This window comes from Kitasatospora sp. NPDC101183, assembly GCF_044767945.1.
In the GTDB taxonomy this organism is placed as follows: Bacteria; Actinomycetota; Actinomycetes; order Streptomycetales; family Streptomycetaceae; genus Kitasatospora.
The window spans coordinates 57395-71958 of the sequence record NZ_JBIWOW010000006.1; the positions used below are offsets into that span (position 1 = coordinate 57395).

A 14564-nucleotide genomic window follows, 5' to 3' on the forward strand; every position below is an offset into this window, starting at 1 on the left:
CGGATGGCGGTGTGCCCGGAGTGCGGAACGGCCAATGCGCAGGGGGACGACTTCTGCGGCAACTGCGGCGCCTACCTCGGCTGGTCGGGGGCGGCCGTGCGCGAGGAGCCCGCAGGACCTGAGGCGACGGGGCCCGAGGCGACGGGGCCCGAGGAGCCCGCGCAGAAGCCCGAACCGACGGCGACGGAACCCGAGAAGCCGGCGGAGAAGCCCGTACGGCCACAGCCCGTAACGTCACAGCCCGTCCAGCCAGTACAGCCAGTACAGCCCCAGCCCGTACAGCCGGAACCGAAGACCGACCCCCGCCCCGACCCCATCGCCGTCCGGCCCGCCAAGCCCGAGGCCCCCCGCCCCGTCGTCCGCCCCACCGGCCCCGACGACACCCAGGACGGCCCGCCCTGCCCCAAGTGCGGCACCCCCAACCTGCCCGAGCGCCGCTTCTGCCGCCGCTGCGCCGCCCCGCTCGCCGTCAAGGCCCCGCCGCCCCCGCTGCCGTGGTGGCGCACCCGCTGGCCCTTCCGCCGCCGGGTGCGCATCGGCGGCTCGGGCACCGTGCTGCGGCGCACGATCGCGCTGCTGGTGCTGGCCGCCCTGGTGGTCGCGGGGATCGTGTTCTACCCGGCGGGGGAGCGCGCCTTCCAGGACGTGCTGGACAAGCTCGGCTCCACGGCCGCCGTCGCCCCCTCCGCCACCGAGGCGAGCGCGGCCGTCGAGGGCCACCCCGCGACGGCGGCCGACGACGGCGTCACCAACACCTACTGGGGAGCCCCCGCCGTCGGCGGCTCCATCACCTTCTCGTTCCGCTCCCCGTTCCGGCTGGTGGACCTGATCGTCCACACCGGCGCCGCCCCGGACCCGGAGAAGTTCCACCAGCAGGCCCGCCCCGTCGTCCTCGCCCTGGACGTCACGGACAAGGACGGCGGGACGCACCACCAGCAGGTGACGCTGGAGGACCGCCCGGGCCCGCAGACGGTGGCCACCGGGATCAGCGACGTGGTCCAGGTGCGGCTCACCGTCCGCGAGGCCGCCGGCGCGGGCCCCGGCCGCAGCATCGCCCTGGCCGAGGTCGAGTTCTTCAAGCGGACGTGACCTCCGGGGGGCGCCTCAGCCCGTCAGCGAGTCCATGAAGGAGCTCACCGAGAACACCGCGTTGCCCGGCCCGGCCGGCCCGTACCCGGGCGGGGAGGAGAGGCCGAACTCCTCCAGCGTCCCCCGGTAGGTCTGGAGCAGCCGGATGTGGTACTCCAGCGGCGCCCCGCCCGGGTTGGCCTTGCCGAGCGGGGTGGTCGGCTCGGGGCACCAGGTGGTGAAGCGCGGCACGACGCCGTGCGACATGAAGTACCGCAGGCCCTCCTCGGTGGAGGAGATGGCCTCGTCGACGGTGGTGAAGCCGTGCGGCGCGGCCATCTCCACGCCCGCGACGAAGTTGGGGATGACGTTCTCGGGCCCGAACACCTCGGTGGAGTCGAGGATGCGGCGGTGCCACTCGTCCCGGCCGACGTAGCGCTCCTTGCCCGGGCAGTACAGCTCGAACAGCCGCTTGTCCCAGACCTCGAAGTTGGGGTGGTAGATCCGCACCCCGTAGTCGTGGAAGCGCTGGACGTCCTCGCGCGGCAGCGCCTGGGCGACGACCTTGCCGATCCAGCGGCCGGGGAAGCGCTCCTCGATGGCCTTGGCGTACTGGCCGTAGAAGTCGGCCTCGTCCTTCCCGCCGACCTGCGAGGTGACGGCGCCGCCGGTGAGGGTGTACGCCGTGGAGGTGCGGGCGGTGTCGTGCTCGTCGATGATCGCCAGCGCCTCCAGCACCTCCTCGACGGGCTTGACGCCGGTGTACGGGCGGCCGGCGGCCTTGTGCTGACGCCAGTTGTGGTTGATGTCGCAGTACTGGCACTCCTCCTTGGCGCCGAAGTACTGGCAGACCCGGAAGACCGTGAGGTAGATCAGGTAACCCCACTGGATGGTCGGGGCGACCTCCATCACCGACTTCCCGTTGGCCAGGGTGTGCCGGTAGTAGTCGGGCATCGGCGGCAGGCCGACGTCGGCGATCCGCGCGCCGTCCAGGTAGAGGCCCAGCGTGCCGTCGTCCCCCGCGCCGACCCGGTACGGGGAGTCCGGGTTGACGCGCACCGACACCACCGTGCGGCGCAGCCCGTACGGTCCGCCGGTCAGCACGACCTCCTCCGGCGGCCGGTTGAGGGCGGCGGCGCCGAGCTCGGGGAGGGTGCGGTGGTCGAAGGAGAAGATGAAGTACGACTTCGGTTTGACCTCGCCGCCCCCGGCCCCGGTGCTGCCGCTGAGGGCGGACTCGTCGAAGGCCATGCCGCCGCGCAGCAGGTCCTCCTTGATCACCGCCTCCCGGGGCACGTCGGGGAAGCGCCCCATCAGGTCCTCGACGAGGGCGGTACGGCTGCCGGTCTCGCTCTGCATGCGCTGGTCCTCCTTCTCGGCCCCGCCACCAGCGACGGCGCCGACGGCCATTCTTCTCCTCCTTATGCGAACCCGGGCCGATCGGGGGTGCCGGGGCGGCGGGTGTGACGCGGGCGACAGGGGCCGGGGGAACGGCGCGGAGGCGCGCCGGGGGCGTGGGGCGGACCGGTGTACACCGGGGGCGCGTTTCAAACGCCATAAGCACGAACGTTCACCTAATCGGGTGTAGAAGATCGTCCAGAGCGTTTCCTGAGCGCCTTACGCCCCTACGGTTGGGTCGCGAGCGAGACGGAGCCCGCGCGTCCGGAGATTCCCTTGCTCAGCAGGCCAGCTGACGAACCGTCCTATCGAGCGATCCTTTCCTTCCCGGAGGAGTCTCCATGTCCGTGCGCACCAGAGCGCAGACCCCGCCCGGTCACGCCGTCGCCGCGGTGGTGCCGTCATGACCTCGACGGCGATCGACCGCATCCTGCGCGGACCGACCGGACTGGGCACCGCGGGGCTCCAGTTCGCGCCCGCACCCGTGGCGGAGCCGCCCGCCGTGGAAACCGTCGAGGTCGCCGAGGGTGCCGAGGCCCCGGTGGCGGTGCCTCCCGTCCCCGCGGCACCTCCCGCCCTCGTGGCACATCCCGCCCTCGCGCTGCCGTCCGTCGAGGCCCCGGCCGCCGAGAGCCCCACCGTCGAGCCGCCCTCCGCCGAGGCGCCCGTGGTGGAGTCCCCTGCCGTCGAGCTGATCCGGCACCCGTCCAACGGGCTGTCCGGGCTCATCGCCCAGGTGCTCGCCGAGGTGGCCGCGCCGGCAGCCTCCGCCGCGCCCAGCGGCAAGCCGCAGACGGGCGACCCCATCCCGGGCCTCTACCACCACCCCATCGCTGAGCCCGACCCGCTGCGCGTGGAACTGCTGAGCCAGCGGATCAAGGAATGGGCGATCGACGAGATCGAGCTCTACCCGCCGGAGTGGGAGAAGGACTTCGACGGGTTCTCCACCGGCCGCTACATGGTGGCCTGCCACCCGGACGCGCCGAGCATCGACCACCTGATGCTCGCGGCCCGGCTCATGGTCGCCGAGAACGCGGTGGACGACTGCTACTGCGAGGACCTCGGCGGCTCACCGGTCGGCCTCGGCAGCCGCCTGCTGCTCGCGCACACCGCACTGGACCCGCTGCACACCACGCCGGAGTACCACCCGGCCTGGGAGGCCTCGCTCTCCGAGGACGCGCCCCGGCGCTCGTACCGCTCGGCGATGGACTACTTCGTCCGCGCCTCCACACCCTCCCAGGCGGACCGCTTCCGGCACGACATGGCGCGGCTGCACATGGGCTACCTGGCCGAGGCCTCCTGGGCCGAGGCCGAGCACGTCCCGGAGGTGTGGGAGTACCTGGCGATGCGCCAGTTCAACAACTTCCGCCCCTGTCCGACGATCACGGACACGGTCGGCGGCTACGAGCTGCCCGCCGAGCTGCACGCCCTGCCCGCCCTCCAGCGGGTGATCGCGCTGGCCGGCAACGCCACCACGATCGTCAACGACCTGTACTCGTACACCAAGGAACTGGCCAGTCCCGGCCTGCACCTGAACCTGCCCGTGGTGATCTCCGAACGCGAGAACGTCTCGCGCCAGGAGGGCTACCTGAAGGCCGTCGAGGTCCACAACGACCTGATGCACGCCTTCGAGGCCGAGTCGGCGGCCCTGGCCGTCGCCTGCCCGGTACCGACGCTCGTGCGTTTCCTGCGCGGCGTGGCCGCCTGGCTCGACGGCAACCACCACTGGCACCAGACCAACACGCACCGCTACAGCCTGCCCGACTTCTGGTAACCAGCCGTCGACAGTGCTGCCTGTCCCGTACCGACCGTAACAACCGATGAGAATCATGGAGTTGACCCGCATGTCCCTGACCGACGACCTCACCGCCAACGACGCCGCGATCCCCGGCCCGGCGACTCCCTACCAGGGCGACATCGCGCGCTACTGGAACAACGAGGCGCGCCCCGTGAACCTGCGCCTCGGCGACGTCGACGGCCTGTACCACCACCACTACGGGATCGGCGCCATCGACGAGGCCGCGATCGGCGACCCGGCCGACAGCGAGCGCGAGAAGAAGGTCATCACCGAGCTGCACCGCCTGGAGTCCGCCCAGGCCGACGTCCTGCTCGACCACCTCGGCGACATCCGCGCCGACCACACCCTGCTCGACGCCGGCTGCGGCCGCGGCGGCTCGATGGTCATGGCCCACCAGCGCTTCGGCGCCAAGGTCGAGGGCCTGACCCTCTCCGTGCAGCAGGCCGACTTCGGCAACAACCGTGCCCGCGAACTGGGCATCGGCGACTCCGTGCGCTCCCGCGTCGCCAACATGCTGGACATGCCGATCGAGAACGGCAGCATCGCGGGCTCCTGGAACAACGAGTCCAGCATGTACGTCGACCTGCACGACCTGTTCGCCGAGCACTCCCGCGTGCTCGCCGTCGGCGGCCGCTACGTGACCATCACCGGCTGCTGGAACCCGAAGTACGGCCAGCCGTCGAAGTGGGTCTCGCAGATCAACGCGCACTTCGAGTGCAACATCCACTCCCGCCGCGAGTACCTGCGGGCCATGGCCGACAACCGCCTGGTGCCCCAGGCCGTCATCGACCTGACCCCGGACACCCTGCCCTACTGGGAGCTGCGCAACACCACCTCGCTGGTCACCGGCATCGAGGAGGCGTTCATCGAGTCCTACAAGGACGGCTCGTTCCAGTACGTGCTGATCGCCGCCGACCGCGTCTGATCCACGCGCCGCACGGGCGGCCTCCCCTCGCGTACTGCGGGGAGGGGAGGCCGCCCGTGCGCGTTCCCGGCCGCGAGAGGGCCTACGCCCGGGGCCGGGTGAAGGTGAGGTGGACGACCCCGCCGGGGCTGCTCACCGCCTCGGTGTCGAAGCGCTCCTGGAGGCCTTCGAGGCCCGGCCAGAGCTGGACGCCCCGGCCGAGCACGATCGGCACCAGGACGACGTGCAGGTGGTCGATCAGATCGGCCTCCAGGAACGCCCGGACGGTGCTCGGCCCGCCGCCGATCCGCACGTCCAGCCCGCCGGCGGCCTCCCTGGCCCGGCGCAGCGCCTCCTCGGGCGTGGCGTCGAGGAAGTGGAAGACCGTGCCACCCTCCATCTCCACGGAGGGGCGCGGATGGTGGGTGAGCACGAACGTGGGCGTGCGGAAGGGCGGTTCCTCGCCCCACCAGCCGCGCCAGCTCTCGTCCTCCCAGGGGCCGCGCTGGGGGCCGAACTTGTTGCGGCCCATGATCTCGGCGCCGATGCCGGGGCCCCAGGCGGAGGCCATCGCGTCGTCCACGCCGGTGGTGCCGCCCTCCCGGCCGGTCATCCGGTGGAAGGCGCGGGTCTCGAAGAACCACTCCGTCAGGCGGGTGCCGGCGTGGCCGAAGGGCGCGTCCAGGCTCTGGCCCTCGCCGGTGCCGTAGCCGTCGAGGGAGATCGAGAAGTTGTGGACCCGGACCAGGGACATGGGCTGCCTCCTCTGCTCGGTGTGCGGCGGGCGGCGCGGGGGCACCGCCGGTACGGGAGCACACGCTAGCGGCAGGGTGTGACAGTCGTGACGGTCCGTCATCGCCGGGCGTGGCGCACAGGTCCGGGACGGCCGACGCGGGGCCGGGGCAAGTCCTGGGCGCGTCCGTCGAGTTGACCGGAGATGAAGAGTCGCTCCGGGGGCTTCCGGAGTGCCCGGGCGGTCGCCATCCTGTTTGACATGACCCGCACTCTACGCGCGAAGACCCGCGCTGCCGCCGTCACCGCCGCCCTCGCCCTGGTCACCCTGGCGCCCGTCGCCGTCGCCACCGAGGCCCAGGCCGCGGTCAGCGGCTCGGTGTGCCTCTCCGCGCTTCCGGCGCAGGCCCACACCACCCTCAACCTGATCGCCTCGAACGGGCCGTTCCCGTACCCGCACGACGGCATCGTCTTCCAGAACAAGGGCAACGTCCTGCCCGTCAAGTCCTCCGGCTACTACCACGAGTACACCGTGGTCACCCCCGGCGCCCCGACCCGCGGCGCCCGCCGCATCATCACCGGCCAGCGCTACCACGAGGACTACTACACCAGCGACCACTACGCGACGTTCCGCACCATCAACTTCGGCTGCTGACACGCGCATCGAAGCGGGCTCCGGCAGCGCGATCGCCGGAGCCCCCTTCCGTTCCCGCGCCTCAGCCCAGTCGGCGCAGCGCCCCGTGCAGCCGCCGCGCGTCCCGCAGCCGCTGCTCGTACGTGGCGCCGAGCGCCAGCAGCAGCGCCCCCGCCGCGGCCAACGGCACCCAGCGCGGCAGCAGGCCGAGCACCTGCACCACCGTCGGGGCCAGCTCGTGCCCGGCGACCAGCACCAGCACCCCGCCGCCCAGCAGCAGCGGGCACTGCAGCCGCAGCCGAACGCCCAGCACCGTCACCACCAGCGCCGCCGCCCCCAGGAGCAGCGGCCGCAGCCAGTACCCGTCCGGGAAGAGCGCCCACAGGCTCGGCAGCAGCCCCGCCGCGAGCCCCGGCCCGTACGCGCCCCAGGAGCCGAGACCCTCCTGCCGGAACACCTCCCGCCGCAGGTGCCCGAAGACCAGCGCGGCCGCCGCCGGGCTCAGGCTGTACGCCTCGGGCGCGCGCACGTCCAGCAGCGCCAGCCAGATCCAGGAGGCCGCGACCAGCAGGCCGACCCCGACGGCCGGGGCGCTGCGCCGCCGCTCCTCCCGCAGGCCGACGCCGAGCGCGGCGGCCCCCGTCACGGCCAGTTCGAAGGAGAGCCGCCCGGGCACGTCCGCGCTCAGCAGCAGGGCGAGCGCCGCCAGGCCGTAGCCCGTGAACTCCACCGCCCGCGCCACGGCCGCGTCCGTACGGGCCGCGAGCAGGGCCGCCGCCGGCGCGGTGGCCAGCGCGACGCCGAGCACCGCCAGCAGGTGGTCCGGCCGCTGGAGCCCCGCCGTCACGGCGACGGCCGCCGCCTCCCCGCCCAGCAGGGCCACCGCCAGCGCGGCGGTCACGGCCGGCGCCGGGCGCCCCCGGACGGTCAGCGCCACGGCGAGCGCCGCCCCCAGGGCCAGGACGACCACGGTGCACGACCGGTCGGCCAGCGCCCACACCAGGGCGAGGACACCCGCCACGAGCACCCCGGCCGCCAGCGGAGGCCGCGCCGCCAGGAACCAGCCGCCCACCAGCGCCAGCCCGGTGGCGAACCCGACCACCACCGGGTGCGGCAGCCCCAGCGCCACCGGCAGCAGGGCGAGCACGAAGGCGGCTCCCGCCCACAGCCCCGCCTCCGCCGAGGCCGTCGCGGACCCCCGCAGCCCGAGCAGGCGCAGCGCCACGGCGGCGGCCACCGGCAGCCCCAGCGCGGTGAGCGCCGCGCCCGGAACCGACCGGCTCCACGGCACCGCCCGGGTGCCCTCCCAGGCGGCCCGCCAGTGCGTCACGGGCTCGACCACCCCGGGGAGCAGCTGCGCCAGCGCGGCCGCCGAGGTGAGGAACAGCACCCCGCCCGCCACCGTCAGCAGCCCGACCGGCACCACCCGTCCGTCGAACCGGCCCCGTCGCAGCCGCGCCGCGCCCGCCACCGCCAGCAGCGCCGCCGGGACGGCGAAGCCCACCGCGCCCCAGCCGCGCGGCAGCAGCGCCGCCAGCGTGCCGCCCCCGGCCACCACGGCCGCCGCGCCCGCCGCCTGGGCGGCCGTGCGACGGCCCGCCGGGCCGAGGCCCGGGAAGCCCTTCGGGAGGGAGACGGCCAGGGCGAGCAGCGCCAGCGGCACCAGCGGCAGCCAGGCCCCCAGCGAGGCCCGCACCGGGCCCTCGCCGCCGACCGGCGCCAGGCCGAGACCGGCGGCCAGCGAGACCCGCAGCGCGAGCGCGCCCGCCAGCCCCGCCCAGGCGAGGGTGACCGCCCCGTAGAGGTTCACCACGCCCTGCGGCAGCGGCCGGTCAGGCCGCGCCAGGCGCCCGGTGGCCAGGCGCAGCAGCCCGAAGTCCACGGCCGCCGTCGCGGCCATCGCGGCGGCGGAGCCCGTCAGGGAGCCGTACCCGGCGGCGTGGGCGGCCAGCAGGAGGGGCAGCCGGCCGAGCAGGTAGCCCGCGAACACCGGCACGCCGATGCGCAGCACCCAGCCGTACAGCGTCGAGACGACCGACACCACGGCCGTCACGCCCGCCCAGTAGGCGACCCCGTCGGACCCTCCGACCGCTCCGAACCCGCCGACCCCGAGGTACTGGAGGCTGAACCCGTCCAGCAGGAGCAGCGCGACGCCGATCCCGGCGAAGGTCTCGGCCGTCGCGAACAGCCTGCGCCACCGCAGCACCAGCGGGGCGGCCAGCGCGGCGGCGGTGAGGCAGAACAGCACGGCGGCCCGGCCGCCGACGCCCATCCGGCCCCAGCTGACCACCGTGAACACCAGCGCCGCGATGCTCACCAGCACGCCGCCGAGCACCAGCAGCGCGGTCTGCGCCGAACGCCCGGACACCTCGCCCGCCCTCGCCGCCACGGCGGGGCCTCCCAGGGGTGCGTCCGGCACCCCGCGCAACGCCCGCAGCTGGACCAGCAGTTCGCCCCGCGCCCGCAGCAGCGAAGCCCGCTGCACCTCCACCGCGTGGAGCCCCGTCACGACCTGCCACAGCCGCGCCGCCAGGGGTCCGGTCAGCGGCAGCCCGCAGGCCGGGCAGCGCGCCGCGCCGCCCGGAGGCAGCCCGGCGCCGCAGTCGGGGCACCGGTGGGCGTCGAGCGGTGGGTCGGACGGGTACGGAACGCTGCTGGTCATACCCGGAGTCTGGCGGGAGCGGCCCGGCCCGCACATGAGTAGCCGTACTCAGATCCGAACACCCGTACACCCGGCTCCGCGAGCGTTCCGCCCCGCCCACCCCGGTGCCATGCTGAGTCCATGACAGATCCCATCGCCGCCACGGCCCCGCCCGCCGCGCGCCAGAGCACCGGCCGGCGGCGGGAGTTGGCCGCGGCGACCGTCGGCTCGGTGGTCGAGTCCTTCGACTGGAACGTCTACGCCGTCCTCGCGACCTACTTCGCCGCCGACCTCTTCGGCCACGGCAGGAGCGGCGTCAGCGGCCTGCTCGCCGCCTATGCGACCTTCGCCGTCGGGTTCGTCGCCCGGCCGATCGGCTCCTACCTGATCGGCCGGCTCAGCGACACCCGGGGACGGCGCTTCGCGCTCACCCTCGGCATGGTCGTCATCGCCGCCGCCAGCCTGGGCCTGGCCGCCCTGCCCGGCCGCTCGACCATCGGCGTCTGGGCGGCCGTGCTCGCCGTCGCCGCCCGGCTCGTCCAGGGCCTCGCCTTCGGCGGGGAGGCGCCCAGCGTCGCCGCGTACGTCACCGAGACCGCGCCGCCCCGGCACCGCTTCGCGTTCAGCGCGCTCTCCTACGGCGGGGTGATCATCGGCTCGCTGCTCTCCTTCGGCGTGCTCACCCTGCTCATCCACCTCATCGGCAAGTCCGGTCTGGAGAACGGCGGTTGGCGCTGGGGCTTCCTCGTCGCCGCACTGCTCGGCCTCGCCGCCGTCTGGGTGCGCCGCACCGCCCCCGAGAGCGAGGAGTTCCACCGCGCCCGCGCCTCGCACGGCGGCGACCGCCCGCCCTTCCTGCGGATGCTGCGCACCCACCGCTGGGCGGCCCTGACCGTCTTCCTCAACACCCTCGGCGGCACGGTCGGCTACTACTTCGCCCTGGTCTACCTGCCGCAGTACGCCGCCGCCTACGGCGTCATCGGCAAGGAGGAGGCCGCCTCCTTCATGACCGTCGTCCTCGCGGTGGTCCTCGTCGCCATGCTGCTGACCGGCGCCGCCGCCGACCGCTTCGGCCTGATGCCCGTCGCCCGGGCCGGCTTCGCCCTGCCGATCCCGCTCGTCCCCGTGCTGCTGGCCGCGCTGCGCCACGGCTGGCTGCCGTTCCAGCTCGTGGCCGTCGCCCTCGGCGTGCTCGTCGCCACCGTCCTCGGCACCCTCAACGTCTTCACCGGCCTGCTCTTCCCGACCGAGGTGCGGGCCGTCGGCCTCGGCGTGGTCAACGCCGCCACCATCGCCGCCTTCGGCGGCACCTTCCCGCTACTCGCCGAATGGCTCGGCCACCACCACGGGCTCGGCCTGATCCCCTTCTACGTGACGCTCTGCACCGCGGGCCCGCTCCTCGGCCTCCTCACCGCGATGCGGGTGCCCTCCTTCGTCACGGCCCTGCGGGAGACGGACGGCCGTCGCCTCCAGCGGACAGCCTGAACCGCCTGACGGACGCTCACCCCCTGTGGTTCAGTGGTCTGGACAAGCCGACGGGGAGGGCTTCCATGACCGAGCGCACACCGGACACCTGGCTGACCGAAGCCGGGTTCGAACTGCCGCCGCAGACGGATCTGCACACCGACCGGGCCCACCCCGCCCGGATATACGACTACCTCCTCGGCGGGAAGACGAACTTCCCCGCCGACCGGGAGGTGGGCGACCGCGTCCTCGCCGACTGGCCCGGCGCCCGGGAGGCCGCCGCCTCCGCCCGCGCGGTGATGCACCGCATGGTCCGCCGCCTCGCCGAGACGCACGGCGTGCGCCAGTTCCTCGACGTGGGCACCGGCATCCCGACCACGCCCAACCTGCACGAGGTCGTCCAACGCGTCGACCCCGCGGGCCGGGTGGTCTACGTCGACAACGACCCGATCGTCCTCGCCCACTCGCGCGCGCTGCTCACCAGCACCCCCGAGGGCCGCACCGCCTACGTCGAGGGCGACCTGCGCGACCCGGGCAAGTTCCTCGGGGACCCGGCCGTCGCCGCCACCCTCGACCTCCGGCAGCCCGTCGCGCTGACGCTGATCAACATCGTCCACTTCCTCTCCGACGAGGCCGCGCACCCGCCCGTCCGCGAGCTCGTCGCCGCCCTGCCCTCCGGCAGCTTCCTCGCCCTCACCGCCGGCACCACCGACGCCGCCACCGAGCGCATCAAGCAGGGCTCCCGCCGCTACGCCGAGGCCGGCGTCGAGGTCCACGCCCGCACCCGGGCCGAGTTCAGCCGGTTCTTCGAAGGCCTCGAACTCGACGACCCCGGCGTGGTCCTGATCAACCGCTGGCACCCGGAACTCGGCGACACCCCCGCCCCCCGCGAGGAGACCCCGGCCTACGGCGCCATCGGCCGCAAGCCGTGAACGCGGAAGGGGCGGGGCCCCTGTGGCCCGCACCCCTTCCGCCCGCGACCCGCTCGCGGCTCAGCGCCCGCGCAGGAAGTCGGTGAGGGCGTCCCACCAGCTGCGCCGAGGTGCCGGCACGAACGCCACCGGCTGCGGCTCGGGCTCCACGGGGGCCGGCTCCTCCACGGGTGCCGGGGTGGAGCGGACGGCGGCCTCGGCCACGGTGTCCGGGTCGTCCTCCACCTCGCAGGGGGTGAACTCGGCCGGCAGCGCGGTGAGGTGGCGCGAGATCCAGGCCGAGGTCCAGACCAGGTCCTCCTCCCGCCCGGCCAGGCGCAGGTCCGGCAGCAGGGTCAGGAGGATGTCGATCCCGGCCTCGGCCACGTGCCGCCCGACGTCCTGCCCCGGGCACTCGTGCGGCCCGGCGCCGAAGGACAGGTGCGAGCGGTTGCCGTACAGCGGGGCGGCGAGGTCGGGGCGCACCACCGGGTCGACGTTCCCGGCGGCGAGGCCCAGCAGCAGCAGGTCGCCCTCGCGGATCTGCTGCCCGCCCAGCTCGGTGTCGGCCGTCGCCCAGCGGCCGGCGACCAGGGACATCGGCGGGGAGTCCCACAGCACCTGGTCGAGCGCCTCGCCGAGGGTCATCTGACCGCCCGACAGGTGGGCGCGGAAGCGCGGGTCGGTGAGGACCATCTTCAGCGAGTCGGCGATCAGGTTGATGGTGGTCTCGTTGGCGGCGAGCAGCACCACCCGCAGGTGCTCCAGCACCTCGTTCTCGGTCAGCTCGGCCGGGTGGGCCAGCAGGCGGCTGGTGAGGTCGTCGCCGGGGTCGGTGCGCTTGAGGGCGATGGTGCGGCGCAGCGCGGCGACGACGTACTCGTTGCTGGCCACCGCCGTCTCGGTGCCCTTCATCAGGTCCCGTGCGGCGTTGACGAGCCGGGGCCCGTCGTCGACGGGCATGCCGATCAGCCGGGCGAGCACCAGCATCGGCAGGTGCTCGGCGAACTGGGTGATCAGCTCGGCCCGGCCCGTCCGGCAGACCTCCTGCACGAGTTCGGTGGTGTAGCGGCGCACGTGGCGGCGGATGCCGCGCCGGTCGAAGCCGTTGAGGCCGTCCAGCAGGGCGTCGCGCAGCCGGCGGTGCTCCTCGCCGTCCGCGAACACGCAGATCGGCTGCCAGGCGACGACCGGCATCAGCGGGGAGTCCACCGGGACCTCGTTGGTGCGGAACGCCGTCCAGCGCCGGGAGTCGCGGGAGAACAGCGAGGGGGTGCGCATCGCGGTGATGTTGGCGGCGTGGCCGAGGATCAGCCAGGCCCGGTGGTCGCCGTGCAGCAGTACGGGGGCGACGTCGCCGTACTCGGCGCGCAGCTTCTCGTACAGGCTCGCCGGGTCGGTCTCGGCGTCCGGCCCGTACAGGCGGCGCAGGCCGCCGGGGCCGATCGGGTCGACGGCCGGGCGCCCGTGGGCGGGGCAGCCCGGGGGCGGGGTGAGGGCCGGGTCGTCGTGGTAGGGGGTGGTCACAAGGTCTCCGGGGGATTGCCGGGGGGTGTATGGGGGTCAGGCGTGGCGCGGGGCCGGTACGGCGAGGTCGTACAGGTAGCGCATCAGGGTCATCAGGGTGTCCCGGCTGGACTCGCGGCTGCGCGCGTCGCAGTCGACGATCGGCACCTCGGGCGGGAGGTCCAGGGCCTGGCGCAGCTCGTCGACGGCGAAGGCGGGCGCCTCGGGGAAGCCGTTGACGGCGACGACGAACGGCACGCCGCGGTCCTCCAGCCGTCCGATCACCTCGAAGCTGACCTCCAGCCGGCGGGTGTCGACGAGCACCACCGCGCCGAGGGCGCCCTCGAAGAGGCCGTTCCACAGGAACCAGAAGCGCTCCTGTCCGGGGGTGCCGAAGACGTACAGCACCAGGCGGTCGTCGATGCTGATCCGGCCGAAGTCCATGGCCACGGTGGTGGCGGTCTTCTGCTCGACGCCGGTCGGGTCGTCGACCCCGATGCCGGCCTGGGTCATCGTCTCCTCGGTGGTCAGCGGGCGGATCTCGCTGACGGAGCCGACGAGGGTGGTCTTGCCGACGCCGAAGCCGCCGACGATCACCACCTTGACGGCCATGGTCATCGAGTCCGGCAGCAGGTCCTCCCGGGCCGGGCCCGCCACGGTGTCAGAGCCGCTGTAGTCCATGGATCACCGCCTCCAGGAGGGCAATGTCGGGGAGTTCGGCCCGGGGGACGGCGGATCGGGCCTCGATCCGTCCGTCGTCGAGCAGGTCGGCCATCAGGACGGTGACCACGCTGGTGGGCAGCCCCAGGTAGGCGGAGACCTCCGCCACCGAGAGCGGGGAGCGGCACAGCCGCAGGATGGCCGCGTGCTCGGGCTGCATGGCCGGGGTCGGCTCCGTGAGGGAGACGATCAGGGTGACCAGGTCGAAGACGCCCGGCCCGGACGGGCCGCTGCGGCCGCGCGTGATCACGTAGAGGCGGTCCGGTGAGGGGCCGTCCCAGCCGCCCTGGTCCGCTGCCGTCATGTGCTCGCCTCACTGTGCTGGTTCGCACGGCCGCGCCGGTCCGGGCGGCCGTGGTCGTGCGGGTCCTCGCGACCGCCCCGGTTCACGCGACCGCTTCGGGGTTGCGCGGCGGGGCGGCCAGGTGCTCGCCGATCCGGGCGACGAGGTCGCGCATCTGGTGGCTGACGAGCCCGGCGTCCACGCCCTCGTCGGCCAGCACCGCGAGGTACGCGCGGTCGCCGGCCGACATCAGGTAGAAGTAGCCGCCGTCCACCTCGATCACCACCAGCCGCATCGAGCCGTTCCCGTGCGGGAACTGCTGCCCGACGGCGGCGGCCAGGCTCTGCAGCCCGGCGCAGGCGGCGGCCAGCCGGTCCGCGGTGTCCGGGTCCGCGCCGTACTGGGCGATCCTCAGACCGTCCGAGGACAGCACGATGATGTGCCGCACGTACGGGACGCTGTGCGCGAGGTCGTTGAGGATCCAGTCCATGTTGTTGCGGTGAGG

The 14564-nt window shown here is 74.0% G+C and carries 13 protein-coding genes; 6 read left to right on the forward strand and 7 right to left on the reverse strand.

Annotation, left to right across the window (positions count from 1 at the left end):
- Positions 1–3: 3 nt before the first annotated feature.
- Positions 4–1089: an NADase-type glycan-binding domain-containing protein gene (locus tag ACIRRS_RS09485; protein WP_402967154.1), complete on the forward strand. Its 1086-nt coding sequence runs from the start codon at positions 4–6 to the stop codon at positions 1087–1089.
- Positions 1090–1104: 15 nt separating this feature from the next.
- Here the strand turns inward: ACIRRS_RS09485 and ACIRRS_RS09490 are convergent, their stop codons facing one another.
- Positions 1105–2427, reverse strand: a complete 1323-nt coding sequence (locus tag ACIRRS_RS09490) for a radical SAM protein (RefSeq protein ID WP_402967948.1) — start codon at positions 2425–2427, stop codon at positions 1105–1107.
- A 442-nt stretch (positions 2428–2869) separates the two neighbouring features.
- Here ACIRRS_RS09490 and ACIRRS_RS09495 point away from each other — a divergent pair, with 442 nt between their 5' ends.
- Together ACIRRS_RS09495 and ACIRRS_RS09500 are read left to right on the forward strand one after the other, a co-directional pair.
- Entirely contained in the window at positions 2870–4240 is a 1371-nt protein-coding gene (locus ACIRRS_RS09495; RefSeq protein WP_402967156.1) for a family 2 encapsulin nanocompartment cargo protein terpene cyclase, read from the forward strand.
- Between the two features lie 70 nt (positions 4241–4310).
- Positions 4311–5189, forward strand: coding sequence for a geranyl diphosphate 2-C-methyltransferase (locus tag ACIRRS_RS09500; RefSeq protein WP_402967158.1), 879 nt, complete (start codon positions 4311–4313; stop codon positions 5187–5189).
- 82 nt (positions 5190–5271) lie between these two features.
- Here ACIRRS_RS09500 and ACIRRS_RS09505 read toward each other — a convergent pair whose 3' ends face one another.
- A complete protein-coding gene (locus tag ACIRRS_RS09505; protein ID WP_402967160.1) occupies positions 5272–5922 on the reverse strand; it encodes a dihydrofolate reductase family protein in 651 nt (216 codons plus the stop codon).
- Between the two features lie 240 nt (positions 5923–6162).
- On the opposite strand from ACIRRS_RS09505, the gene ACIRRS_RS09510 reads away from it, so the two are divergent.
- Positions 6163–6555 carry a ribonuclease domain-containing protein gene (locus tag ACIRRS_RS09510; RefSeq protein WP_402967162.1) on the forward strand — a complete coding sequence of 131 codons (393 nt, stop codon included), beginning with the start codon at positions 6163–6165 and terminating at the stop codon, positions 6553–6555.
- A gap of 61 nt (positions 6556–6616) precedes the next feature.
- On the opposite strand, the gene ACIRRS_RS09515 is transcribed toward ACIRRS_RS09510, so the two are convergent.
- Positions 6617–9196, reverse strand: a complete 2580-nt coding sequence (locus ACIRRS_RS09515; RefSeq protein ID WP_402967164.1) for an SCO7613 C-terminal domain-containing membrane protein — start codon at positions 9194–9196, stop codon at positions 6617–6619.
- Between the two features lie 120 nt (positions 9197–9316).
- On the opposite strand from ACIRRS_RS09515, the gene ACIRRS_RS09520 reads away from it, so the two are divergent.
- Both ACIRRS_RS09520 and ACIRRS_RS09525 read left to right on the forward strand, forming a co-directional pair.
- The gene (locus ACIRRS_RS09520; protein WP_402967166.1) at positions 9317–10660 is read left to right on the forward strand and encodes an MFS transporter; all 1344 of its coding nucleotides are present in this window, start codon (positions 9317–9319) and stop codon (positions 10658–10660) included.
- A gap of 65 nt (positions 10661–10725) precedes the next feature.
- Complete coding sequence (locus ACIRRS_RS09525) at positions 10726–11571, forward strand: SAM-dependent methyltransferase (protein WP_402967168.1); 846 nt, start codon at positions 10726–10728, stop codon at positions 11569–11571.
- A gap of 60 nt (positions 11572–11631) precedes the next feature.
- On the opposite strand, the gene ACIRRS_RS09530 is transcribed toward ACIRRS_RS09525, so the two are convergent.
- The 4 genes from ACIRRS_RS09530 to ACIRRS_RS09545 all read right to left on the reverse strand — a co-directional run bounded on the left by ACIRRS_RS09530 (position 11632) and on the right by ACIRRS_RS09545 (position 14549).
- On the reverse strand, positions 11632–13077 hold the full coding sequence (locus tag ACIRRS_RS09530; RefSeq protein WP_402967170.1) for a cytochrome P450: 1446 nt from the start codon (positions 13075–13077) through the stop codon (positions 11632–11634).
- 36 nt (positions 13078–13113) lie between these two features.
- A complete protein-coding gene (locus tag ACIRRS_RS09535; protein WP_402967172.1) occupies positions 13114–13737 on the reverse strand; it encodes a GTP-binding protein in 624 nt (207 codons plus the stop codon).
- Positions 13718–14080 carry a DUF742 domain-containing protein gene (locus tag ACIRRS_RS09540; protein WP_402967174.1) on the reverse strand — a complete coding sequence of 121 codons (363 nt, stop codon included), beginning with the start codon at positions 14078–14080 and terminating at the stop codon, positions 13718–13720. Before ACIRRS_RS09540 ends, ACIRRS_RS09535 begins: the two co-directional genes overlap by 20 nt.
- 82 nt (positions 14081–14162) lie before the next feature.
- Positions 14163–14549 (reverse strand): roadblock/LC7 domain-containing protein, encoded by a 387-nt coding sequence (locus tag ACIRRS_RS09545; RefSeq protein WP_402967176.1) that lies wholly within the window; start codon positions 14547–14549, stop codon positions 14163–14165.
- Between the last annotated feature and the right edge of the window lie 15 nt (positions 14550–14564).

Coding starts and splice junctions, on each gene's coding strand:
- ACIRRS_RS09540 (WP_402967174.1), bottom strand. CDS start 14,080: ATGACGGCAGCGGACCAGGGCGGCTGGGACGGCCCCTCACCGGACCGC.
- ACIRRS_RS09510 (WP_402967162.1), top strand. CDS start 6,163: ATGACCCGCACTCTACGCGCGAAGACCCGCGCTGCCGCCGTCACCGCC.
- ACIRRS_RS09485 (WP_402967154.1), top strand. CDS start 4: ATGGCGGTGTGCCCGGAGTGCGGAACGGCCAATGCGCAGGGGGACGAC.
- ACIRRS_RS09500 (WP_402967158.1), top strand. CDS start 4,311: ATGTCCCTGACCGACGACCTCACCGCCAACGACGCCGCGATCCCCGGC.
- ACIRRS_RS09490 (WP_402967948.1), bottom strand. CDS start 2,427: ATGCAGAGCGAGACCGGCAGCCGTACCGCCCTCGTCGAGGACCTGATG.
- ACIRRS_RS09495 (WP_402967156.1), top strand. CDS start 2,870: ATGACCTCGACGGCGATCGACCGCATCCTGCGCGGACCGACCGGACTG.
- ACIRRS_RS09505 (WP_402967160.1), bottom strand. CDS start 5,922: ATGTCCCTGGTCCGGGTCCACAACTTCTCGATCTCCCTCGACGGCTAC.
- ACIRRS_RS09545 (WP_402967176.1), bottom strand. CDS start 14,549: ATGGACTGGATCCTCAACGACCTCGCGCACAGCGTCCCGTACGTGCGG.
- ACIRRS_RS09535 (WP_402967172.1), bottom strand. CDS start 13,737: ATGGACTACAGCGGCTCTGACACCGTGGCGGGCCCGGCCCGGGAGGAC.
- ACIRRS_RS09525 (WP_402967168.1), top strand. CDS start 10,726: ATGACCGAGCGCACACCGGACACCTGGCTGACCGAAGCCGGGTTCGAA.
- ACIRRS_RS09520 (WP_402967166.1), top strand. CDS start 9,317: ATGACAGATCCCATCGCCGCCACGGCCCCGCCCGCCGCGCGCCAGAGC.
- ACIRRS_RS09515 (WP_402967164.1), bottom strand. CDS start 9,196: ATGACCAGCAGCGTTCCGTACCCGTCCGACCCACCGCTCGACGCCCAC.